Here is a 21,480-nt window from a genome sequence, read left to right on the forward strand (position 1 = left end):
TGAAAGCGCAAAGCGCTGCACATGAGGTAGGGAAGAAGCCATGGGTAAGGTCACAGGCTTTCTCGAAATCGACCGCGAAGAACCGCGCTACGAACCGGCTTCCGATCGCATCCGCCATTGGGGCGAATTCTCCATTCCGCTGAGCGAGAGCCGGGTCACCGACCAGGCGGCCCGCTGCATGGATTGCGGCATTCCCTTCTGTCACGGCGATACCGGTTGCCCGGTCCATAACCAGATCCCCGATTGGAACGACCTGGTCTATGGCGGGGATTGGGAAGAGGCGGCGCGCAACCTGCACTCGACCAACAATTTCCCCGAATTTACCGGCCGCATCTGCCCCGCCCCGTGCGAGGAAGCCTGTACGCTCAACCTCGAGGACACGCCCGTCGCCATCAAGACGGTCGAGCAGGCCATTGCCGACAAGGCCATCCGCGCCGGCTGGGTCAAGCCGCAGGTCCCGGCCCACAAGACCGGCAAGAAGGTCGCCGTGGTCGGTTCCGGCCCCGCCGGCATGGCCGCCGCCCAGCAGCTCGCCCGCGCCGGCCACGACGTCCACCTTTATGAGCGCGAGCCCAAGGCGGGCGGCCTCATGCGCTATGGCATTCCCGACTTCAAGATGGAAAAGGACCATATCGACTTCCGCGTCTCCCAGATGGAAGCCGAAGGCGTCACCTTCCATTACGGCGTCAATGTCGGCGTTACCACCCCGCTTTCCGACCTGCAGCGCGACCACGATGCGGTCCTGCTCGCCGGCGGCGCCGAAAAGCCGCGTGCGGTGGAGGTCGAAGGCAACCAGTTCGCCGGCGTCCACTATGCCATGCCCTTCCTCGTGCAGCAGAACCGTCGCGTCGGTGGCGAGGATGTCAGCAACGAATTCCAGCTCTCGGCTGCGGGCAAGCATGTCGTGGTCGTGGGCGGTGGCGATACCGCCTCGGACTGCGTCGGCACCTCGTTCCGCCAGGGCGCCATTGCCGTTACCCAGCTCGACGTCCGCCCCATGCCGCCCGAGCTCGAGAACAAGCTGACCAACTGGCCCAATTGGGCGGTCAAGATGCGCACCTCCTCGAGCCAGGCCGAAGGCGCCATCCGCGAATTCTCAGCCGGCACCATGAAGATCATCGGCAACGCCAAGGGTCACGTCACCGGCGTCGAATGCGCCCGTGTCGACCGCAAGCGCCAGCCCATTCCGGGCAGCGAATTCGTCATCAAGGCTGATCTCGTGCTCTTTGCCATTGGCTTTGCCGGCCCGGTTCAGGACGGCATGCTGACCGAACTCGGCGCCGATCTCGACAAGCGCGGCAATCTCTTTGCCGATACGATGAGCTACAAGACGTCCGTTCCCAAGGTCTATGCCGCCGGCGACATGCGCCGTGGCCAGTCCCTCGTCGTCTGGGCCATTCGCGAAGGCCGCCAGGCTGCCCGCTCCATCGATTTCGATCTGATGGGCAAGACCGCCCTGCCCCGCTAGGCCAGGCCGCCACCCGTTCCAGTCGGCCGGGTGGCGTCTTGCGCACTTATTTGACGAAAATTCCGGCTTCCAGCGTTGCCTCGATGAAGGCCCAATAGGACGGGCCCGGGTCGTCGCCCTCCATCGCCGCCTTGCACAAGCCGCTGGCAATCTTGTGCTTGTCGCTGCGCTCGGCCGGCCAGTCGAGCAGCAATACATTGCGCGCCTGGGCCGGCGTGCGCACGATCACCTGCTCCCCTCCCAGCGAGATGATGACCGGATTGTCCCAGGTATGGATGGCATCGAGCATGGCGAACCTCATTGTGTTTTTCGCCAACGGAGCCAGGCGCACGCCGGTTCCGCACAATGATCGGTGATGTTGCCCTTGTCCGGCCCGGCGATGAGTGCTTCAACAGCCCTGTCGATGCCCCGGAGAATCTCCCTTGTCCCAAGCGCCCTATGTCGTTGACCAATTGATCTCCGCCAAGGCCATTGCTGCCCGCGTCGAGGCGCTGGCCGCCGAGATCACCGAGAATTTCAGCGACACCGACAAGCTCGTCGTTGTCGGCCTCCTGCGCGGCTCGTTCATCTTCATTGCCGATCTGGTGCGCGAGATCGACCTGCCGGTGGAGGTGGATTTTCTCGAGGCCTCCTCCTATGGCGACGGCATGGAATCGAGCCGCGAAGTGCGCATCCTCAAGGACCTGCGCGGCGAGATCGCCGGCCGCGACGTACTGGTGGTCGAGGACATCATCGATACCGGCCACACCCTCAGCCACGTGCTGGAAATCCTGCGCACGCGCCATCCGCGCCGCATGGAAGTCTGCGCCCTGCTCAACAAGCCCTCGCGCCGCGAAGCCGAGGTGCCTGCCCGCTGGATCGGCTTCGACATTCCCGACGAATTCGTCGTCGGCTACGGCATCGACTATGCCCAGCGCAACCGCAACCTGCCCCATATCGGCAAGGTCAGGTTCACGCAGGAATAGCCACCTTTCGGGTGAGGACCGGTGGGGCCGGAAAGGCTCTACATCACCGCGCCGACCTGCCAGGGCACGAATTCGTTGTCGCCATAGCCCAAGGCCTCGGACTTGGTCTTTTCGCCCGATGCCACGCGCAGCAGGAGATCGAAAATCTCCTGTCCCTTGTCCGCGATGGACACACCCTCGACGATATCGCCGCAATTGATATCCATGTCGTCCTGCATGCGGCCATAGATATCCGAATTGGTCGCGAGCTTGATCGAGGGCACCGGCTTGCAGCCATAGGCCGAGCCGCGTCCGGTGGTGAAAGCCAGGATATTGGCGCCGCCCGCCACCTGTCCAGTGGCCGACACGGGATCGAAGCCCGGCGTGTCCATGAACACGAACCCCTTTTCGGTGACCTTTTCGGCATATTTATAGACCGCGTTGAGCGGGCTCGTGCCGCCCTTGGCTGCCGCGCCCAGCGACTTTTCGAGGATGGTGGTCAGTCCCCCGAGCTTGTTGCCCGGCGAGGGATTGTTGTTCATCTCCCCGCCATTGCGGCTCGTGTACTTTTCCCACCAATGGATGCGCTCGATCAGCTTCTCGCCGACATCGCGCGATGCGGCGCGCCGGGTCAAAAGGTGTTCGGCGCCATAGATTTCCGGTGTTTCCGACAGGATCGCCGTACCGCCATGGCGCACGAGCAGATCGGCCGCCACCCCCAATGCCGGATTGGCGGTGATCCCCGAATAGCCGTCCGAACCGCCGCATTGCAGCGCCAGCGTCAGGTGGCTCGCGTCAACCGTTTCGCGCCGCGCCTTGGCCGCCACCGGCAACATGGCCTTGATGCGCTCGACGCCCCAGTCGATCATCTTCTGCGTCCCGCCGATCTCCTGGATCGTCATGGTCTGGAAGGTATCGGTTTCCTCGAGATTATAGGCCTGCTTCATCCGGTCGATCTGGAAGCCCTCGCAGCCCAGGCCCACCAGCAGCGCCGCCCCTAGATTGGGGTTGGACGTGTAGCCCCATTGGGTCCGCCGGAAGATCTGGTAGCCCTCGCCCTGCAGGTCCATGGCGCAGCCGGTGCCGTGCACGAACGGGATGACGCCATCGATCTCGGGATAATCCGCGAGAATACCGGAGCGGTTGATGGCTTCGGCCATGAACTTGGCCACGGTGGCAGAGCAGTTCACCGAGGTCAGGATGCCGATATAATTGCGCGTGCCCACATCGCCATTGGCGCGGCGATAGCCTTCGAACGTGGCTCTTTGCGCCACCGGCACGAAGTCGACCGGCAGGGCGCCTTCGGCAAAGGCATAATCATGGGTCAGCGATCCGTCCGGCCCGCCCATGCCGCAATTGTGCTCGTGCACCCAGTCGCCCGGGGGAATGGCTTCCTTGGCAAAGCCGATGATCTGCCCGAACTTGACCACCGCTTCCCCTGCCCCGATCCCTTTCGTGGCGAACTTGTGCCCGCGCGGCACCCGCCGGACGATGGCGACGTTCTGGGCGGTCTGCGTGCCGACCTCCAGGTTCGCCAGCGCGACGGCGATATTGTCGGCAGAATTGAGGACCAGCGTTTTGCCCTCTGGCGGGCGGGTCATGGTCTCGGTCATGGCAAGGGTCTTCCGGGGGGCCTCGGGAAAAATCGTGTGGTGCTTTGCTCTGCCTTGGTTTACCCCCGATACCAGGGGCATCAGGGGATCAGCAGCATTGTCTTTCACCGCATCACTAACTAACATGTTAGCATGAAAACGGAAGCCGGTCCCTATGACTTTCTGCCCGCTGCGGGCACTTTTTCGCGCGGCAGCGTCACCCAGGACGTCACCAACACCCTGCGTCAGGCCATCGTCACCCTGGCCCTGCCACCCGGCGCCAGCCTCGACAAGTCGGCGATTTGCAGCCAATTGGGCGTGTCGCGTTTTCCGGTCAGCGAAGCGCTGGCGCGCCTTGCCGAAGAAGGCTTGGTCGACATCGCGCCTCAGCGCGGCTCTACCGTATCACTGGTGCGCATTGCCGATGTCCGCGAATACATGCTCATCCGCAAGGGACTGGAAAGCGAGGCGCTGCGCGTCCTCATCGGCAAGCACGACGACGAGGTCATCGCGGCCCTTCACGCCAATATGGCGGCCCAAAGGGAAGCGGCCGGACGCGACGATGCCGAGGCCTTCCACCAGATCGACGTCGACTTCCACGACATCATTTTCCGCCGTATGCGCCTTTCCAAGGTCAAAGCCATCATCGACCGGGCCCGCTCCAATCTCGACCGGGCACGCCGCCTCATCATCACCCCGCGCCGGCTGGCGCTGACCATTGCCGAGCATCAGGCCATTTTCGACGGTATCCTGGCCGCCGACGCCGCCCAGGCCATTGCCGCCATTCGTGCTCATATAGACGCCGTCATGGTCGAGCTCTTCGCCTTCGCCGCCGAGCGGCCGGGCCTGTTCGCCGATGGCGCTGAATTCACGCCCGATACCGACGATTTCCCGTTCGGCTGAGCCGAGGAGACCCTGCATGCTCAAGTTGATACCGCCCATTCTCGGTCCCGATCTGCTGGCGGCCCTGCGCGCCATGGGCCATGGCGACGAAATCGTCATCGTCGATGCCAACTTTCCCGCCGAGTTCCTGGGCCCCGACGTGCACCGCGCCGATGGCCTTTCGGCCACCGCCATGCTCGACGCCATCCTGACGCTGCTGCCGCTCGACGATTTCGTCGACGAGGCCGCCATCGGCATGCAGGTGGTCGGCAATGCCCAGGAGCGTCCCCCCATATTCGGCGAGTTCGAAACCATCCTCGCCCGTCACGAGCCCGGCCGGCGCTTTTCCGCCATCGAGCGCTATGCCTTCTACGACCGGGCGCGCCAGGCCGCAGCCATCGTCCAGACCGGCGAGGCGCGGCTTTACGGCAACATCATTCTCAAGAAGGGCGTCATCCGACCCGTCGGCTGAACCTCGACTTGAGGGGGCGGATTTCCGCCCTCGACACACTGACATGTCAGCCCTAAGACAGGGCCACTTTAGGGAGATCCGCAAATGAAACTGCTTCGCGTCGGTGCCAAGGGCGCCGAAAAGCCTGCCATCATCGCTGAAGACGGTTCCATCCGCGACCTCTCCGGCGTGGTTTCCGACATCGGCGGCATCGCGCTGACGCCGGAAGGCATGGCCCGCATCCGGGCAACCGATATCGACCTGCTGCCGCGCCTCGACGCCGGCGAGCGCATCGGCCCCTGCGTCGCCAATGTCGGCAAGTTCATCTGCATCGGGCTTAACTATGCCGACCACGCGGCCGAAACCGGTGCCAAGATTCCCGATGAGCCGATCATCTTCATGAAGGCCACCAGCGCCATTATCGGCCCCAATGACGATGTCATCATTCCCAAGAACGCTATCAAGCCCGACTGGGAAGTCGAGCTCGGCATCGTCATCGGCAAGGAAGCCCGCTATGTCGATCAGGACAACGCGCTCGACCATGTCGCTGGCTATTGCCTCATCAACGACATTTCCGAGCGGCACTTCCAGACCGAGCGCGGCGGCACCTGGGACAAGGGCAAGGGCTGCGATACCTTCGGTCCCATCGGCCCCTGGCTTGTGACCACCGACGAGGTTCCCGATCCGCAGAACCTGGGCATGTGGCTGGAAGTCGACGGCAAGCGCTACCAGAACGGCTCCACCCGCACCATGATCTTCGGCATCGCCCATGTGGTGTCCTATGTCAGCCAGTTCATGAGCCTGCAGCCGGGCGACATTATCTCCACCGGCACCCCGCCGGGCGTCGGCATGGGCGTCAAGCCCGAAGCCGTCTGGCTCAAGCCGGGCAATGTCATGCGCCTGGGCATAGACGGGCTGGGCGAGCAGACCCAGAATGTCAGGGCCTATGGCGCCTGACCGCCGGTTTTCACGGGGCCTTTTGCGCTCGTTTCGCGGGACACTGTCGCAGGTTGCCTGCGGAGGGCGTTCGCCAAGATAGCCACACCGTCATTGCCGGTCTCGTCCCGGCAATCCATCTTGCGGAGCATGGACCACCGGCACCGAGCCGGTGGTGACGACGACCGCCATTGCCTGCGCTGATCGCCTCGGAGCCGCCATGACCACGTTCGACAATACGCTTTACGCCGATGGCGCCCTCGTTGTCGGCGCCGGTCTGGCCGGTCTTTTTACCGCGCTCAAGCTCGCCCCCCGCCCCGTCACCGTCCTGTCGCCCAAGCCGCTCGGCACCGGCGCGTCGTCTGCCTGGGCGCAAGGGGGCGTCGCCGCCGCCATCGGCAAGGACGACAGCCCCCATGCCCACGCCCAGGACACCGAGATGGCCGGCGCCGGCATCGTCGATCACGGCATTGCCACCAGCGTCACCGCCGAGGCGGTTGCCCGCATTGAGGATCTGGCGCGCTGGGGCACGCCATTCGATCGGGACGATTTCGGTAATTTCGAGCTCGGCCGGGAAGCGGCCCATTCCGCCAACCGTATCGTCAAGGTCGAGGGCGACCGTGCCGGCTGGGCCATCATGCAGGCCATCATCGCCCAGGTCCGCAACACCCCCTCCATCCGCGTCGTCGAGGGCATCACCGCCCTCAGCCTTGCGCGCGAAAACGGTCGGGTCGTCGGCGTCTATTGCCGGCGGCTGGGCGATCGCTATTCCGAGCCGGTGTTCATCCGCGCCCGCGCCACGATCCTGGCGGCCGGGGGCCTGGGCGGGCTTTATGCCGTCACCACCAATCCACCGGGCGTCCGGGGCCACGCCATGGGCATGGCTGCCCGCGCCGGTGCCGTCATCGCCGATCCCGAATTCGTCCAGTTCCACCCCACCGCCATCCTCACCCATGCCGATCCGGCTCCGCTGGCCACCGAGGCCCTGCGCGGGGAAGGCGCGATCCTGCTCAACGATCTGGGCGAGCGCTTCATGCCCGCCATCCATCCCGATGCCGAGCTCGCCCCCCGCGACATCGTCGCCCGCGCCAATTTCCGCCAGATCCAGTCCGGCCGGCAGGTCTTTCTCGATACGCGCACGGTTCTGGGCGCAGACATCCTCACCCGCTTTCCCACCGTCAGCACCTATTGCCGCGATGCCGGCATCGACCCGGTCACCCAGATGATCCCGGTCACCCCCGCCGCGCATTTCCACATGGGCGGCGTCAAGGTCGACGAGCGCGGCCGCTCTTCCCTGCCGGGCCTTTGGGTCTGCGGCGAGGCCAGCTGCACGGGCCTGCACGGCGCCAATCGCCTGGCCTCCAATTCCCTGCTCGAGGCAGTGGTCTATGGCGCCCGCATTGCCGAGGATATCGGCGGGCTCGAACCCGCCCGCGACCTCGCTCCCTTCAAGGGCATCGAATGGGACGAAGAGGAAGGCAACCGCGCCGAGACCGTCCTGCGCAATACCCGTGCCGTCCAGGACCTGCGCGGGCTGATGACCGATCTCGTCGGGGTCGAGCGCGATGCCGATGGCCTGCGCCAGGCCCTGCGCCGCATCGCCGATCTCGAAGCCCATGCCGAGCAGGTCACCAGCGCCTATCTCAACATGACGACGTCGGCCACCCTGGTCGCCGCCGCCGCCCTCCAGCGCACCGAAAGCCGCGGCGGCCATTTCCGCACCGACTTCCCCGAGCCGAGCGAAAGCTGGGAACACCACACGGAAATGACACTGGCCGAGGCGCTCGCCATCCGCGCCGAAGCCGGCTAGCGCGCTCCTATTCGGTCAATAGATACGTCGCCAGCGCCGTCAGGTCGTCATCGCTCCAGTGCGAGGTGGAATCGGAGATCACCTCGCCCATCGAGCCGCCCAGCACGTCAAAGCCGGGGGTAAATCCGTCCTTGAGCGTCTGCACCAGCGTTTCGACGTCATAGCCCTCTTCGATCAGCGCCGCCGCATTAATGGCCGGCGCCCGCCCGCCCGTGCCGCCGGGCGATCCGGCAAAGGCCTGATCCCACTCCAGGGCGCCGAGCGCATTGCGCGGCGTGTGACAGGCAATGCAATGGGCCGGCCCATAGGCGAGGTATTTGCCGCGATTGTAGATGTCCGACTGCCCTGCTTCCGGTTCGAACCGGCCCGGCGAGAAGAAAAGATTCTGCCACCCGGCCATCAGCAACCGGATATTGAACGGGAACGGCACCTGGTTTTCGGCCGAAGGCGTGCTGACCGGTTCGGTCGCCATCAGCGCCGCATAGAGATCGACGATCTCCTGGTCGCTCATCAGCGTATAATTCTCATAGGGAAAAGCCGGGTAGAGATGCCCCTGCGGCCCCATGCCATTGCTCATCGCATCCGAAAACTGCGCCAGCGTCCAGGCGCCGATACCGGCTTCGGGGTCCGAGGTGATATTGGGCGGAACAAAGGTGCCGAACTGCGTCTCCAGTCCGTAGCCGCCAGCGAGGAATCCCGTCTCCGCCTGGTGATTGGTGTGGCAGGCCACGCACCCGCCCAGGCGGATCAGGTAATTGCCGCGATCGACATCGCCCACCAGCGTCAGGTCGCGCGCCGGCCCGCTGACCGGCTTGAGGAAATACACCACCGCGGCGACCCCCAGGATGGCCAGCGCCCCAAATGCAACAAACCGCTTTTTCATCCCCGCCCCCGCACTGATCGCTGCATGACATCAGACCAGATGCGGGACGGGGAGGCAATTGCCGGTCTTTTCAAGAGCTTGCGAGGTCGAGCAGCGCGCTGATCCGGTCCTTGCGCGTCTCGGCCACCAGCCGCCCCAATTCGCTGGTGCCGCGCATCAGCACCAGCGTCGAGCGGCGGGGGATGGCAAGGCTGCGCGCCAGCTCGCCATCGCCATATTCGTCCCAGTCCACCCGCAGGATCGGAATATCGGCATAGGCGGCGCTTTCCTGCTGCAGGGCATCGAGCACCCTTTGCTGGGCCGCGCACGTGCCGCACCAGCTGGCGCGGAAATTGACCAGGAACGGCTCCCCGCTTTGCACGAGCGCATCATATTCGGCGCCCGTATAGGGCACGATCATCAGCGCCATGCTGGGGCGGGCCAGTGCGGCGACCAGCGCGGTGCCGGCAAGGCCGGCCAGAAAATGTCGACGGGTCATCATGGACATGTCTCCTTAAAGACTGACGGAAAGATCGATGAGCCAGCTGGGCAGGACCTCGAGCGCCAGGGCTTCGAGCATGCGGTCGATCCGCAGGATCACCGCCAGCCCAACGACGACGAGGCTGACCCCCAATACCGTCTTGGCATGGGGCGCCAGCAGCATCAGCGTCGTGCGTCGGCTCGACAGGGCGGCGCGGGTGCCATAGGCCAAAGCCAGCACGATGCTAGCCGAACCGAGGGCGAAAAAGCCCATGATCGCCCCGGCATGAACCAGGTTTTCGCCCTGCGCGGCCAGCCCGATGGCGCCGCCCAGCGTCGGCCCGATGCAGGGCGACCAGGCAAGGCCCAAAAGCGCGCCGGCCGCCGCCTCACCCCACAATCCCCGGCCTTCCACCTGCCCCAGGAGCCGCGTGCTGCCGGAGGCCGTGGCGCCGGCAAGCCGTGAAAACTGGGCCTGGAGCGGCGGGGTGAGCGTAACAAGACCGAAGGCCAGCATGAACCAGCCGGCGGCAAGGGTGATCGCGTCCTGTGGCAGGCCCAGCGCCCGCGTCAGCGCAAAGGCGCCCATTCCGGCAAGGGTAAAGCTGGCCGCCATGCCGCCCGCCATCGCCAGTGGCGCAAGCGGATGCCGGGCCAGCGCGCTGGCCCCGATCAGGGGCAGCAACGGCAGGACGCAGGGATTGATCAGGGTCAGCAGACCCGCCGCATAGGCCAGCACCAGATCGAGCACCACGGCCTCCCAAAGACGCTTTGGAAGCTATTACGGCGGCAAAGTCCCGGCGGTTACGCCGAGGCCATCACATGCGCGTGATTACTGCGCCAATACGGCGTCGACTTCATCCCGGGTCGGCGGCTGGCAGCCCTTGCGCCCGCAATTGATGCCGGCCACCACGGCCCCGAACCCCAGCATGGCGCTCAATTGCTCGTCATTGAGCGCTGCCAGGGCATCCGGGCCCAGCGCATCGGCTTCGCTCAGCCAGGTGAGGATACCGGCCATCAGGCTGTCGCCGGCGCCCACCGTGTCCCCGAAGACCGGCGGAGCATAGATCGGGGCCTCGCCTTTCCCGGCGCGCGAAAAGGCGCGGCTGCCCTGCTCCCCCAGCGTCACGACGACGAGCGCGCAATGGGGCCGCTTGAGCAGCTCGGCGGCATAGGCCTCGATGGATTGGCCGGGCACCAGCCATTCATGGTCTTCCTCGGACAGCTTGACGATGTGGGCCATGTCGAGAAAATCCGAGAGACGCGCCCGGTAGCCCGCCTCGTCGTCCACCAGCTTTTCGCGCACATTGATGTCGATGGAGATCGTGGCGCCGCGCGCCGCCGCTTCGCTCACTACGGCCCGCCACACATCGGCGTCTGTCTCCAGGATCGGGCAGAATCCCCCGATCTGGTAGAGTGCCACCTGCCGGGGCAGGGCCGCGATCAGACCTTCGCGCGTAAAGGCGCGGTCGGCGCCGCGCTCGAACACATAGGATGCCTGCATCTTGTCGTTGAACGTCACGATCGCCTTGGTGGTCGGCGCATCGACCCGTTCGTCCAGCAGCACCGCGACGCCCGCCTCGGCCAGTGGTTTGAGCAGCAGGTCCCCATATTGATCGGCGCTGATCGGGCACAGGAACCCGGTTTCGTGCCCCAGCTTGCTCAGCGCAATGGCGCAATTGAATGGCGATCCACCCGCCAGCGCCACCCGCTCGGCATCTGCCGCGGACGATACTGGCACAAGATCGATCAGGCTTTCCCCGCCAACGACAAACATGGCTTCCTCCACGAGCGCAATCGCCGGGTCAATAGCAGTTTCGTGCCATTTGTCACCAATTGAGTGCAGCCTTGCGTGGAGCGGGCAACCAGCAATATTGACCATCCCTGCGGATAATGCTCAATCGGTTCAGAGGCAGGCGCGCTTTGGGAGAGCGTGCGCCGCATAGGTATAGGGAGGCGCTCAATTGCAAGGGCTCGCCGCGCTGGTCCGAGGGATCAGCGCCATCAACTGGCTTGTGGGCCAGGTTCTGTCGTGGCTCGCACTCGTCTGCGTGCTGGTCTGCTTCGCCGTCGTGGTGCAGCGTTACTTCTTTCACACCTCGACCCTGTGGATGCAGGACCTCTATGTCTGGGTCTCCGGCGCCATGTTTACCGGGGTGGCCGGCTTTGCCCTGCTGCGTCAGGATCACGTGCGCGTCGATATCTTCTATCGTCCGTCATCGGTGCGCCGCAAAGCGATTGCCGACCTTGTCGGCGTGATCCTCTTCCTCATTCCCTTCATGGTCGTCGTCTGGCTCTATACATTCCCCGCCGTCCGGCGGTCCTGGGGCTTTTATGAAGCCTCGGCCAATATCGGCGGCATGCCGGGCCTCTTCATTCTGAAGACTTTCATCCTGGTCTTTGCGGTTCTGGTCGGGCTGCAGGGCCTGGCCATGGCCGCGCGGTCCATCCTGGTCCTCAGCGGCAAGGAAGAGCTGCTGCCTCCCACGCTGCGTTACGAAGCCGAAAAGGGGCATGGCTGATGGATCCCGTTCTCCTGGGCGAAATTCTCTCCGCCCTCATGTTCTTCGGCGTGATCGGCGTGCTCATGCTGGGCTTTCCGGTGGCGTTTTCGCTCGCCGGCACGGCGCTCCTCTTCGGCCTCGTCGGCTGGTGGCTGGGCATCTACGACCCGTCCAATTACGGATCTCTCGCCGGCCGCTATATCGGTCTGATGACCAATGAAGTGCTGGTGGCTGTGCCGCTCTTCATCTTCATGGGCGTCATTCTCGAGCGCTCCGGCATCGCCGAGCAATTGCTGCTCACCATGGGCAAGCTCTTCGGCAATCTGCGCGGCGGCCTCGGCCTGTCCGTCATCGTCGTGGGTGCGCTGCTGGCCGCGTCCACCGGCGTGGTCGGCGCCACCGTGGTCACCATGGGCCTGATCTCGCTGCCCGCCATGCTGCGGGCGGGCTATGATCCCAAGCTTGCCTCCGGCGTCATCTGCGCCTCGGGCACGCTGGGCCAGATCATTCCGCCCTCCACCGTCCTTATTTTCATGGGCGACATGCTTTCGGGCATCAATGCCCAGGTGCAGATGAGCAAGGGCAATTTCGCGCCCGAGCCGGTCTCGGTGGGCGCCCTGTTTGCCGGCGCCATCATTCCCGGCCTGCTCCTCGTCGGGCTCTATTCCCTGTTCATGATCTACAAGGCCGTCACCGATCCGCAATCCTGCCCGGCAACGCCGGTTCCGGAAGCAGAGCGCGCCGGCCTGATGCGCGAAGTGATCGTGGCCTTGCTGCCCCCGCTCCTCCTCATCATTGCCGTTCTCGGCTCGATCCTGGCGGGTGTTGCCACCCCGACCGAAGCGGCTTCCGTGGGCTCGGTCGGCGCCATGATCCTGGCCGTGCTGCGCGGCAGGCTGGGTCTGGGCGTGCTGCGGCAGGCGGTGATCTCCACCGCAACCATCACGTCCATGGTGTTCATCATCCTCTTTGGCGCGGCAGTGTTCTCCATCGTCTTCCGCATGATGGGCGGCGACAATCTGGTGCACGAATTCCTTTCGTCCATGCCGGGTGGCGCCATCGGGGCCATGATCATCGTCATGCTGATCATGTTCCTGCTCGGCTTCATCCTCGACACTTTCGAGATCATCTTCATCGTCATCCCGATCACCGCTCCGGTGCTGCTGGCGCTTGACGTGAACCCGATCTGGCTGGGTGTCATGGTGGGCGTGAACCTGCAAACCAGCTTCCTCACCCCGCCCTTCGGCTTCTCGCTGTTCTATCTGCGCGGCGTGGCTCCGGCCCGGGTGTCGACCGGCATGATCTACAAGGGTGCCTTCCCCTTCGTGATGCTGCAGCTCGTGGCTTTGGTCCTGCTCTTCGCCTTCCCGCAGCTCATCACCTGGTTGCCGAGCATACTCTACAACTAGGATCACGGCACAGCGATGCGATCAGGGGGCCGGGCGGGAAACCGTCCGGCCCTTTTGGCTGATCGGGTACATTGAACCAATGGCCGCGGCTGGACGTATCTGCTGCCAAGGAGACCGTCATGACCGATCTTGCCTCATTCCCCTCCGGTGGGCTCGCCGTAATCTTTGGTGCCAGCGGCGGCATTGGCGATGCCCTGACCGACGCGGTCGTGGCCACCGAGCGCTTCGAGCGGGTCATCGGCCTGTCCCGTCGGGCTGGAGATTTCGACCTTACCAATGCGGAGAGCATCGAGAAGGCCGCCGCCGCTTTATCGGCCACCGGCCTGCCGCTGCGCCTCGTCATCGTGGCCACTGGCCTCCTGCATGATGGCGATCTGCAACCGGAAAAAAGCTGGCGCCAGCTCGAAGCCGACCGGCTCGCGCGCAGCTTTGCGGTCAATGCCACCGGCCCGGCGCTCCTGGCGCGACATCTGCTGCCGCTCCTGCCGCGCGAAGGCAAGGCGGTCTTTGCCGCCCTTTCGGCCAAGGTCGGCTCCATTGGCGACAACCAGCTGGGGGGCTGGTATGGCTATCGCGCCGCCAAGGCCGCGCTCAACCAATTGCTGCATACGGCCGCCATCGAACTGCGCCGCACACGGCCCGAAGCTCTCTGCGTCACGCTCCATCCCGGCACGGTCGCCACCGCTCTGTCGGCGCCTTTCGGCGGCTCGGGCCATGAACCGGTCGCCCCCGCTATCGCCGCGCAACGCCTTCTCGGCGTCATCGATGGCCTCGGCCCGGACGAGAACGGTCTGTTCCTCGACCATTCGGGCAGCCCCCTGCCCTGGTAGGGCTAGCTGCGCAGACCCGGCGCTTCCTGGCCCGTCGCCGTTACATATTCGGTATAGCCCCCGCCATAGACATGCGGGCCCTCCGGGGTCAGCTCCAGCACCCGGTTGGACAACGCGGCGAGGAAGTGCCGGTCGTGACTGACGAACAGCATCGTCCCCTCGAAGGCGCTCAGCGCCTCGATCAGCATCTGCTTGGTCTGGATGTCGAGATGGTTGGTCGGCTCGTCCAGCACCAGGAAATTGGGAGGATCGAACAGGATCAGCGCCATGGCAAGACGGGCTTTCTCGCCACCCGAGAGCACACGGCACTTCTTTTCGATATCGTCGCCCGAAAAGCCGAAACACCCCGCCAGCGCCCGCAACGGCGCCTGCCCGGCCTGCGGAAACGCCGCCTCCAGCGTCTGGAAGATGGTCTGGTCACCATCGATCGTGTCCATGGCATGCTGGGCGAAATAGCCCAGCTTGACGCTCGGGCCCCGTGATACCGAGCCCTTGTCGGGCTCGGACGCGCCCACGACCAGCTTGAGCAGCGTCGACTTGCCCGCCCCGTTGACGCCCAAGATGCACCAGCGCTCCCGCCGCCGCACATGGAAATCGAGCCCGTCATAGATCGTGCGGCTGCCATAGGCCTTGTGCACGTTTTCCACCCGCACGATATCCTCGCCCGAACGCGGCGCCGGGCGGAATTCGAACGCCACCACCTGCCGGCGCTTGGGCGGCTCCACCCGGTCGATCTTGTCGAGCTTTTTCACCCGGCTCTGCACCTGCGCGGCATGGCTGGCCCGCGCCTTGAACCGTTCGATGAAAGCCACTTCCTTGGCTAGCATGGCCTGCTGCCGCTCGAACTGGGCCTGCTGGTTGCGGTCCGAAATCTCGCGCTGGCTCTGGTAGAATTCGTAATCGCCCGTATAGCTGGTCAGCGTCCCGGCATCGATCTCGAGGATCTTGTTGACGATCCGGTTCATGAACGCGCGGTCATGCGAGGTCATCAACAGCGCGCCGCTATAGGCTTTAAGGAAGTTTTCGAGCCAGATCAGGCTTTCGAGATCGAGATGGTTGGACGGTTCGTCGAGCAGCAGCACGTCGGGCTTCATCAGGAGGATGCGCGCCAGCGCCACCCGCATTTTCCAGCCTCCCGACAGCGCTCCCACGTCGCCATCCATCATCTCGGCCGAAAAGCCCAGCCCCGCCAGCACCTCGCGCGCCCGCCCGTCCAGCGAATAGCCGTCCAGCTCCTGAAACCGCCCCTGCACCTCGCCATAGCGCTCGATGATGGCGTCCATCGCATCGGCCTTGTCCGGATCGGCCATGTCGGCCTCGAGCACCGCCATCTCGGCCATCAGCGTACTGACCGGCCCGGCGCCGTCCATCACCGCCGACACCACCGATTGCCCGGCCATCTCGCCCACGTCCTGGCTGAAATAGCCGATGGACGTGCCCCGATCGACCGAGACCTGCCCTTCGTCGGGGGCTTCCTCGCCGGTGATCATGCGAAAGAGCGTCGTCTTGCCCGCCCCGTTCGGCCCCACCAGCCCGATTTTCTCGCCCTTTTGCAGCGCGGCACTCGCTTCGATGAAGACGATCTGCTTGCCGTTCTGCTTGCCGATATTTTCGAGCCTGATCATGGGCGCACAAAGCCTTGTCGTCTGGGGGCGGGGAGAGAGGGGCTCCTAAAGCATCCATGGCCGGTCCTGGCAAGGCCCGGGAACCCATGCGGGGGCAGGTCGCATTGTTCGGCAGGGGAGCAAAGCCATTGCACACGTGCGCAAACGGGCCGATGATCCAGGTTTCAAGGGCCGATTGCGCCGTCTCGAAAGGATGCCATGTCCATCTATCTCGTGCTCATCAACATCGCCGGCGCGGTCACCCTCCTGCTCTGGGCGACGCGCATGGTGCGCACGGGCATGGAGCGGTCGCAAAAGGCGGTGCTGCACCGGCTGTTGAGCCAGGGCAAGCGCGGCCAGCTCAAGTCCGCCTTCCTGGGCGGGGTGGTCGCCATCCTGCTGCAAAGCTCCACGGCGGTCGCGCTCATCGCCGCCGGCTTTGCCGCCAGCGGCAAGCTCACCCTCTCGGCGGGGCTCGCCACCATGCTGGGCGCCGATCTGGGCTCCGCCATCGTCGTCCAGGTGCTCAGCGTCAATCCGGCCTGGCTCATGCCGGTGCTGATGATCCTGGGCGGCATTCTCTTCTTCCGCGGCCGGACCCGCGATATCCGCCAGGCCGGCCGCATCGTCATCGGCATCGCGCTGATCCTGATGTCGCTGCGTCTCATCGGGGAGGCCACCATTCCCCTGCGCGAGGCGGAAGTCCTGCCCGAGATCGTCGCCTATCTTGCCGGCGATCCGTTCACCGCCTTCCTGCTCGCCGCCGCCTTCACCTGGGTCATTCATTCCTCCGTGGCCTTCATCCTGCTCGTTGCCACCTTTGCCGCCCAGGGCATGGTGCCGTTCGAACTGGGCGCGTCGCTGGTCCTGGGCGCCAATATGGGCTCGTCCATCATCGCCTTCATGCTCACCCGCAGCGGCTCAGCCGCGGCGCGGCGGATCACGCTGGGCAACTTTGTCTTCCGCGCCGTTCTGGCCATGACCGGTCTGGGCCTGCTCTGGCTCAGCCATATCCCCGGCACCTGGCTCGGCCCCGATGCGGCGCGGCAGATCATCAATTTCCACTTCGCCTTCAATCTCGTGCTGCTGCTTGTCGCCCTGCCGCTGACCGAGCCCATGGCCCGGCTCACCGCCCGTCTCGTGCGCAGCGCGCCCCAGCCCGATCAGGGCCTGGTCTCCCCCATGCGGCTCGATGACAAGCTGATCGAGCGGCCCGTACTCGCTCTCGCCAGCGCCAAGCGGGAATTGCTGCGCATGGCCGAAATCGTCGAGCGCATGATCGAGCCGGTCATGGACCTCTACGAGAATGCCGACCCTGAAAAGATCCGTCAGATCAAACTGTTGGAGCGGGCCGTCAACGCCGCGCAATCCGACATCAAGCTGTATCTCTCCCGCATCCGTTATCCGGACCCCGACAGTCCCGAGGCGTTGCGCGGGCAGGAACTGGCGCAATTGGCCATCAACCTCGAATATGTGGGCGACGCGGTGGTCAAGACGCTGGTGAAGCTGGCCGAAAGCCGGGCCGAGCAGAAGGTCAAGTTCTCCCCCGCCGGCTGGCGCGAACTCAACGATCTCCATCACCGGGTCATCGACAATCTCCATCTGGCGCTCAACGTCCTCATGTCCGAGGATCGGGCCGCCGCCAAGATGCTGCTCGAGGAAAAGGCCTCTTTGGGCATGGCCGGCCGGGCCAGCGCTGCCGAGCACCTGGCGCGGCTGCGCGAAGGCGCCCAGCAGTCCATCGCCACCAGCGACCTGCACCTCGAAACCATCCGCGCCCTCAAGACCATCAATTCGCTGCTTGCCAGCGTTGCCTATCCGGTGCTGCGCCAGACCGAGGCCGCCCAGCCCCAGCAGGGCTGACCGGGTCATTCCGGCGCAAGCGAGCCCCTGTCGCCAAGGCCTCTCGCGTCGCGCAAAGCCTATCCGCCCTAGCCGAGCGGGGCGGAAACCACCTGGTTGCGGCCATTGGCCTTGGCCGCATACAGCGCGCGATCGGCTTTTTCCACCAATTGGTCGCCGGTCTCGATGCGCCCCTCGCGGTCGAGTGCCGCCACCCCGGCGCTGATGGTCACCCGGCCGTTCTCCGCGCCGCTATGGGGCATGCTCAGGCCCTCGATAGCCCCGCGAATATTGTCGGCGACCTTTTGTGCACCCGAAAGGCTCGTATTGGGCAGCAGCACGGCGAATTCTTCCCCGCCCATGCGCGCGACGAGGTCGGCCGGGCGCTTGACATTGTCACGGATGCTCGCCGCCACGCGCTTGAGGCAGCTGTCGCCAGCCGGATGACCATAAGTGTCGTTATAGGCCTTGAACCGGTCGATATCGAAGAGAATGACGCTGAGATCGAAGCCTTCGCGCCGGGCGGTTTCGAAATGCGCCGCCAGTCCATTGTCGAAATCGCGGCGATTGTGCAGCCCGGTCAGCGCATCGGTGATCGAGAGCACGCGCATCTGCTCGGCCACTGCCATGAGATTGCGCTCGGCTTCCTTGAGATCGGAGATGTCGGAGACGATCACCACCGTGCCGCCGGCCCGCAACGGCGTCGAGCGGATCAGGAGCCAGCGCCCGTCATACATCTTGACCTGTTCTTCGCCACCGGTGTCCATCTTCTCGATAACGGCGGCGATCCAGTCCTCGGCGGCCAGGCCATCGAGCACCTGCTCGCCGGTTTCCACCACGGCCTTGAGAATGTCCCGGATATGGGCGCCCGGCTGCCGGGCCTCGCCAGTCAGGGGAAACAGCGCCCGGTAATTTGCATTGCTGAATACCAGGCGGAAAGCATCGTCGAACCGCGCCAGCCCTTCCGACATCTCGTTCAGCACCACGTCGAGTTCGGCCCGCGTGTCGCTGACCTTGCGCTCCAGCGCCAGCCGCTCGGTCAGGTCCTTGGTGACGCCAACCAGCCCGGCAATGCTGCCATCGGCATTGAAGATCGGGCGCTTGGTGGTCACCATCGTTCGCACCGAACCATCCGCCTGGGGCACATCTTCCTCGAAGTCGACGATCGGAACCCCGGTGCGGAACAAGGCCTGTTCGGCGTCGAACAGCACCTGCGCGCGGTCGGCATCGGTCAGGTCGAAATCGGTCAGGCCAACGGCATCCCCTCCCGCGGCAAGGCCGCTGACGCGCGCGGCGGCGTCATTGGCCAAGACGATGCGGCCCTGGCGATCCTTGATATAGAAGAAATCCGGCGCCTGGCTCAGCGCCACCTTGGTCAGGTGCGTGAGCCAGCCGCGATAGCGGCTGTGCTCGATGCCGATGACCGCCAGGGAAAAAGCGACGCCTGTCAGGGCCATGAAGGGCAGCATCACTGTGCCGGCGGCGACATTGCGCGCCTCTTGCGGCAGCATCAGCACGACGAGAGCGGGCATCATCGCCTCGGTGAGCGACAGCGCTGCAATGAGGGACGGCCGCAGCCCGAAGCGACGCCTGAGCACGAAGCCCGCCCATCCCAATCCCACCGCAATGGCCGTCACCGCGATGCCCACCGGCACGCCTGCCCCGCCCAGCTGGATACGAAACAGCGCCGCGATCACACCGGAGATAAGGCCGGCGACCGGTCCTCCGAAAATGCCCGAGAGCGAAACCATGACCAGTCGGAGGTCGAACCGCACGCCCTGGACGACTTCGATGGACAATTCCATCGATGCCCCCGCGCCCAGGCCCATCAACACGCCCATGCCGATGATCCGTGCGGACCGCGACCAGGACTGCACCCATTCCTGCGACAGGGCAAGCACGGCGACGAACAGGCCGACAACGGCAAGATTGGCGAGGAGATTGGCCGTCACGGCATGGTCCGGGTCAGAGAGGGCTTCAGCTTTCTGTCGGAGGTCTTTAACAAGCGTTAAAGAAATGCCGCGCACTTCCCCTCGGCCGGTTCACTTTTGCAAAAAAGAACGGGCCCCCGCGATCCGGGAGCCCGCTCGTTCAGCCTTCCGGCATCGTGCTTAGTCGAAGGTGATGTATTTCTCGCGTGCCGCGAGATAGGGCATGTCGGTGCCCTCGGTGCGCTGGCGCAGCAGGTTGAAGGCAGAAACGAAGCTTTCTGCCGTTTCCTTGGTCAGCGCATCGCCACCCTCGCGGATTTCCGCGATCAGTTCCATCGATGCCTTGGCACCGGCTTCGATGATTTCCTCGGGGAAGCGCCGCACCTGCACGCCATGTTCGGACACCAGCGCATTGAGAGCGCGCGGGTCGTTGGCATACATGTCGGAGGCGACTTCATCATAGGAAGCCTGGGCCGCGATGCGTACGATTTCCTGCAGGTCCTCGGGCAGCGCAGCGAACTTGGCCTTGTCGACCACGATTTCGGTGGCCAGGCCCGGCTCGACGAAGCTGGGGAAGTAGTAGTTCTTGGCGATCTGGTAGAAGCCGAGCGCCAGGTCGTTGTAGGGACCCACGAATTCGGCCGCATCCAGCGTTCCGGACTGCAGCGCGGCAAAGATTTCGCCTGCGGCCAGATTGGTCACCGAAGCGCCCAGCTTGCCCCAGACCTGGCCACCCAGGCCCGGCGTGCGGAAGCGCAGGCCCTGGATATCGGAAACGCCGGTCAACTCGTTGCGGAACCAGCCGCCCGCCTGCGTGCCGGTATCACCCGACAGGAAGCCCTGAAGTCCGAACTGGTCATAGACCTTGTCCCAGATTTCCTGGCCGCCGAGATAACGCACCCAGGCGGTCAGCTCGCGATTGGTCATGCCGAAGGGCACGCCGGTGAAAAAGCTCAGAGCCTGGCTCTTGTTTTGCCAGTAATAGGGCGTGCCATGGCTCATTTCGGCCGAGCCGTCGATCACCGCGTCCAGCGCCTGCAGGCCCGGCACCATTTCGCCGGCCGAGAAGACCTGCACGGTGAGGCGTCCGCCCGAAGCCTTGGTGATGCGATCGGCAAGCGTCTGCGCGCCGACACCCAGGCCGGGGAAGTTCTTGGGCCAGGTGGTGACCATGCGCCAGGTGATGTTGCCCTGGGCGATGGCCGGCGTGGCCAGCGTGGCAGCTGCGGCCGCGCCGATGGTTGCCACGGAAGCCTGCTTGAAGAATTCGCGTCTTTTCATAGATGTCCTCCCAAAAAAGCGCGCCAGAGGACGCGCAGAGCCAACGCCCCCGCTCTCCCATGAAGCGCCGCTTGGCGACAACAAAGCAATATGGCCGGGTTCTGTCCAGCATGTTGTTGCGGCAACAGGCGAATTTTCCCTGCGCAAATTCTGGTCCTGCCGCCGGGATTAAAGCACGCGCCCTGGTGTTGATCTTCATGGAGGCCGCAGTCGCGGCTCCATTGGAGGGAATTTCCATGCTGATCCGTAGACTTCTGGCCGGCGTTACCGCCCTGGCCCTTACACTGACCCCCGCCTTTGCCGCCGACTACATGGGCGGAGCCGTCAAGTCGACCGACATCGGCGGCAAGATGGTGCTGACCGACGCCGAAGGCATGACGCTTTACACCTTCGACAAGGACACTCAGGGCGACGGCAAGAGCGTCTGCAATGGCGATTGCGCGGTCAAATGGCCGCCGCTCATGGCCGCTGCCGATGCGGCTGACGAGGGCGATTTCACCGTCGTCACCCGCGATGACGGCAGCAAGATGTGGGCGTATAAGGGCTGGCCGCTTTACTATTGGTACGAAGACATGGCGGCCGGCGACACCAAGGGTGACGGCGTCGGTGGCGTCTGGCATCTTGCCCTCGAATAAGGCGTAACCCGCATCAGGG

General features: G+C 64.7%; 20 protein-coding genes. 11 read left to right on the forward strand and 9 right to left on the reverse strand.

The features are described 5' to 3' along the window. The first annotated feature begins 40 nt into the window (after positions 1-40). On the forward strand, positions 41-1,468 hold the full coding sequence (locus tag VE26_RS12380) for a glutamate synthase subunit beta (RefSeq protein ID WP_046105564.1): 1,428 nt from the start codon (positions 41-43) through the stop codon (positions 1,466-1,468). A gap of 46 nt (positions 1,469-1,514) precedes the next feature. On the opposite strand, the gene VE26_RS12385 is transcribed toward VE26_RS12380, so the two are convergent. Next, positions 1,515-1,757, reverse strand: coding sequence for a DUF982 domain-containing protein (locus VE26_RS12385; RefSeq protein ID WP_046106300.1), 243 nt, complete (start codon positions 1,755-1,757; stop codon positions 1,515-1,517). A gap of 133 nt (positions 1,758-1,890) precedes the next feature. Here VE26_RS12385 and hpt point away from each other — a divergent pair, with 133 nt between their 5' ends. Then, complete coding sequence (gene hpt / locus VE26_RS12390) at positions 1,891-2,433, forward strand: hypoxanthine phosphoribosyltransferase (RefSeq protein WP_046105565.1); 543 nt, start codon at positions 1,891-1,893, stop codon at positions 2,431-2,433. Between the two features lie 38 nt (positions 2,434-2,471). Here the strand turns inward: hpt and VE26_RS12395 are convergent, their stop codons facing one another. Next, positions 2,472-4,025: a UxaA family hydrolase gene (locus tag VE26_RS12395; RefSeq protein ID WP_244465693.1), complete on the reverse strand. Its 1,554-nt coding sequence runs from the start codon at positions 4,023-4,025 to the stop codon at positions 2,472-2,474. Positions 4,026-4,157: 132 nt separating this feature from the next. Between VE26_RS12395 and VE26_RS12400 the strand changes: the two genes are divergently transcribed. The 4 genes from VE26_RS12400 to VE26_RS12415 all read left to right on the forward strand — a co-directional run bounded on the left by VE26_RS12400 (position 4,158) and on the right by VE26_RS12415 (position 8,083). Continuing rightward, positions 4,158-4,907: a GntR family transcriptional regulator gene (locus VE26_RS12400; protein ID WP_046105566.1), complete on the forward strand. Its 750-nt coding sequence runs from the start codon at positions 4,158-4,160 to the stop codon at positions 4,905-4,907. Between the two features lie 16 nt (positions 4,908-4,923). Beyond that, a complete protein-coding gene (locus tag VE26_RS12405; RefSeq protein WP_046105567.1) occupies positions 4,924-5,358 on the forward strand; it encodes an RbsD/FucU family protein in 435 nt (144 codons plus the stop codon). 84 nt (positions 5,359-5,442) lie between these two features. Then, a complete protein-coding gene (locus VE26_RS12410; RefSeq protein ID WP_046105568.1) occupies positions 5,443-6,294 on the forward strand; it encodes a fumarylacetoacetate hydrolase family protein in 852 nt (283 codons plus the stop codon). A gap of 199 nt (positions 6,295-6,493) precedes the next feature. After that, positions 6,494-8,083 (forward strand): L-aspartate oxidase, encoded by a 1,590-nt coding sequence (locus VE26_RS12415; RefSeq protein WP_046105569.1) that lies wholly within the window; start codon positions 6,494-6,496, stop codon positions 8,081-8,083. 7 nt (positions 8,084-8,090) lie between these two features. Here the strand turns inward: VE26_RS12415 and VE26_RS12420 are convergent, their stop codons facing one another. From VE26_RS12420 to VE26_RS12435, 4 genes are all read right to left on the reverse strand, one after another. Then, positions 8,091-8,966 carry a c-type cytochrome gene (locus VE26_RS12420; RefSeq protein ID WP_046105570.1) on the reverse strand — a complete coding sequence of 292 codons (876 nt, stop codon included), beginning with the start codon at positions 8,964-8,966 and terminating at the stop codon, positions 8,091-8,093. A 70-nt stretch (positions 8,967-9,036) separates the two neighbouring features. Then, on the reverse strand, positions 9,037-9,447 hold the full coding sequence (locus VE26_RS12425; protein ID WP_200897247.1) for a thioredoxin family protein: 411 nt from the start codon (positions 9,445-9,447) through the stop codon (positions 9,037-9,039). Positions 9,448-9,459: 12 nt separating this feature from the next. Then, the gene (locus VE26_RS12430) at positions 9,460-10,176 is read right to left on the reverse strand and encodes a cytochrome c biogenesis CcdA family protein (RefSeq protein WP_046106303.1); all 717 of its coding nucleotides are present in this window, start codon (positions 10,174-10,176) and stop codon (positions 9,460-9,462) included. A gap of 81 nt (positions 10,177-10,257) precedes the next feature. Then, positions 10,258-11,202, reverse strand: a complete 945-nt coding sequence (locus VE26_RS12435; RefSeq protein ID WP_052715885.1) for a carbohydrate kinase family protein — start codon at positions 11,200-11,202, stop codon at positions 10,258-10,260. Positions 11,203-11,389: 187 nt separating this feature from the next. Between VE26_RS12435 and VE26_RS12440 the strand changes: the two genes are divergently transcribed. The 3 genes from VE26_RS12440 to VE26_RS12450 all read left to right on the forward strand — a co-directional run bounded on the left by VE26_RS12440 (position 11,390) and on the right by VE26_RS12450 (position 14,168). Continuing rightward, entirely contained in the window at positions 11,390-11,947 is a 558-nt protein-coding gene (locus VE26_RS12440) for a TRAP transporter small permease subunit (RefSeq protein ID WP_046105571.1), read from the forward strand. Next, entirely contained in the window at positions 11,947-13,338 is a 1,392-nt protein-coding gene (locus tag VE26_RS12445) for a TRAP transporter large permease (RefSeq protein WP_046105572.1), read from the forward strand. The genes VE26_RS12440 and VE26_RS12445 overlap by 1 nt, the downstream gene beginning before the upstream one ends. Positions 13,339-13,457: 119 nt before the next feature. Beyond that, a complete protein-coding gene (locus tag VE26_RS12450; protein ID WP_046106305.1) occupies positions 13,458-14,168 on the forward strand; it encodes an SDR family NAD(P)-dependent oxidoreductase in 711 nt (236 codons plus the stop codon). A 2-nt stretch (positions 14,169-14,170) separates the two neighbouring features. On the opposite strand, the gene VE26_RS12455 is transcribed toward VE26_RS12450, so the two are convergent. After that, complete coding sequence (locus VE26_RS12455) at positions 14,171-15,793, reverse strand: ABC-F family ATP-binding cassette domain-containing protein (protein WP_046105573.1); 1,623 nt, start codon at positions 15,791-15,793, stop codon at positions 14,171-14,173. A gap of 198 nt (positions 15,794-15,991) precedes the next feature. Here VE26_RS12455 and VE26_RS12460 point away from each other — a divergent pair, with 198 nt between their 5' ends. Continuing rightward, the gene (locus VE26_RS12460) at positions 15,992-17,635 is read left to right on the forward strand and encodes a Na/Pi cotransporter family protein (protein WP_046105574.1); all 1,644 of its coding nucleotides are present in this window, start codon (positions 15,992-15,994) and stop codon (positions 17,633-17,635) included. Between the two features lie 68 nt (positions 17,636-17,703). Here the strand turns inward: VE26_RS12460 and VE26_RS12465 are convergent, their stop codons facing one another. Then, complete coding sequence (locus VE26_RS12465; RefSeq protein WP_052715886.1) at positions 17,704-19,566, reverse strand: diguanylate cyclase; 1,863 nt, start codon at positions 19,564-19,566, stop codon at positions 17,704-17,706. 159 nt (positions 19,567-19,725) lie between these two features. After that, a complete protein-coding gene (locus tag VE26_RS12470) occupies positions 19,726-20,826 on the reverse strand; it encodes a TRAP transporter substrate-binding protein (protein ID WP_046105575.1) in 1,101 nt (366 codons plus the stop codon). Between the two features lie 236 nt (positions 20,827-21,062). Here VE26_RS12470 and VE26_RS12475 point away from each other — a divergent pair, with 236 nt between their 5' ends. Continuing rightward, entirely contained in the window at positions 21,063-21,461 is a 399-nt protein-coding gene (locus VE26_RS12475; RefSeq protein ID WP_046106307.1) for a COG4315 family predicted lipoprotein, read from the forward strand. The last annotated feature ends 19 nt before the right edge of the window (positions 21,462-21,480 follow it).

The organism is Devosia chinhatensis (genome assembly GCF_000969445.1).
GTDB classification, from domain to species: domain Bacteria; phylum Pseudomonadota; class Alphaproteobacteria; order Rhizobiales; family Devosiaceae; genus Devosia; species Devosia chinhatensis.

Excerpts from the sequence above, each read along its gene's own strand:
- VE26_RS12400 (WP_046105566.1), top strand. The coding sequence starts at position 4,158 with ATGAAAACGGAAGCCGGTCCCTATGACTTTCTGCCCGCTGCGGGCACT.
- VE26_RS12445 (WP_046105572.1), top strand. The coding sequence starts at position 11,947 with ATGGATCCCGTTCTCCTGGGCGAAATTCTCTCCGCCCTCATGTTCTTC.
- VE26_RS12420 (WP_046105570.1), bottom strand. The coding sequence starts at position 8,966 with ATGAAAAAGCGGTTTGTTGCATTTGGGGCGCTGGCCATCCTGGGGGTC.
- VE26_RS12380 (WP_046105564.1), top strand. The coding sequence starts at position 41 with ATGGGTAAGGTCACAGGCTTTCTCGAAATCGACCGCGAAGAACCGCGC.
- VE26_RS12460 (WP_046105574.1), top strand. The coding sequence starts at position 15,992 with ATGTCCATCTATCTCGTGCTCATCAACATCGCCGGCGCGGTCACCCTC.
- VE26_RS12475 (WP_046106307.1), top strand. The coding sequence starts at position 21,063 with ATGCTGATCCGTAGACTTCTGGCCGGCGTTACCGCCCTGGCCCTTACA.
- VE26_RS12405 (WP_046105567.1), top strand. The coding sequence starts at position 4,924 with ATGCTCAAGTTGATACCGCCCATTCTCGGTCCCGATCTGCTGGCGGCC.
- VE26_RS12435 (WP_052715885.1), bottom strand. The coding sequence starts at position 11,202 with ATGTTTGTCGTTGGCGGGGAAAGCCTGATCGATCTTGTGCCAGTATCG.
- VE26_RS12470 (WP_046105575.1), bottom strand. The coding sequence starts at position 20,826 with ATGAAAAGACGCGAATTCTTCAAGCAGGCTTCCGTGGCAACCATCGGC.
- VE26_RS12425 (WP_200897247.1), bottom strand. The coding sequence starts at position 9,447 with ATGATGACCCGTCGACATTTTCTGGCCGGCCTTGCCGGCACCGCGCTG.
- VE26_RS12415 (WP_046105569.1), top strand. The coding sequence starts at position 6,494 with ATGACCACGTTCGACAATACGCTTTACGCCGATGGCGCCCTCGTTGTC.
- VE26_RS12455 (WP_046105573.1), bottom strand. The coding sequence starts at position 15,793 with ATGATCAGGCTCGAAAATATCGGCAAGCAGAACGGCAAGCAGATCGTC.
- VE26_RS12395 (WP_244465693.1), bottom strand. The coding sequence starts at position 4,025 with ATGACCGAGACCATGACCCGCCCGCCAGAGGGCAAAACGCTGGTCCTC.
- VE26_RS12385 (WP_046106300.1), bottom strand. The coding sequence starts at position 1,757 with ATGCTCGATGCCATCCATACCTGGGACAATCCGGTCATCATCTCGCTG.
- VE26_RS12450 (WP_046106305.1), top strand. The coding sequence starts at position 13,458 with ATGACCGATCTTGCCTCATTCCCCTCCGGTGGGCTCGCCGTAATCTTT.
- VE26_RS12410 (WP_046105568.1), top strand. The coding sequence starts at position 5,443 with ATGAAACTGCTTCGCGTCGGTGCCAAGGGCGCCGAAAAGCCTGCCATC.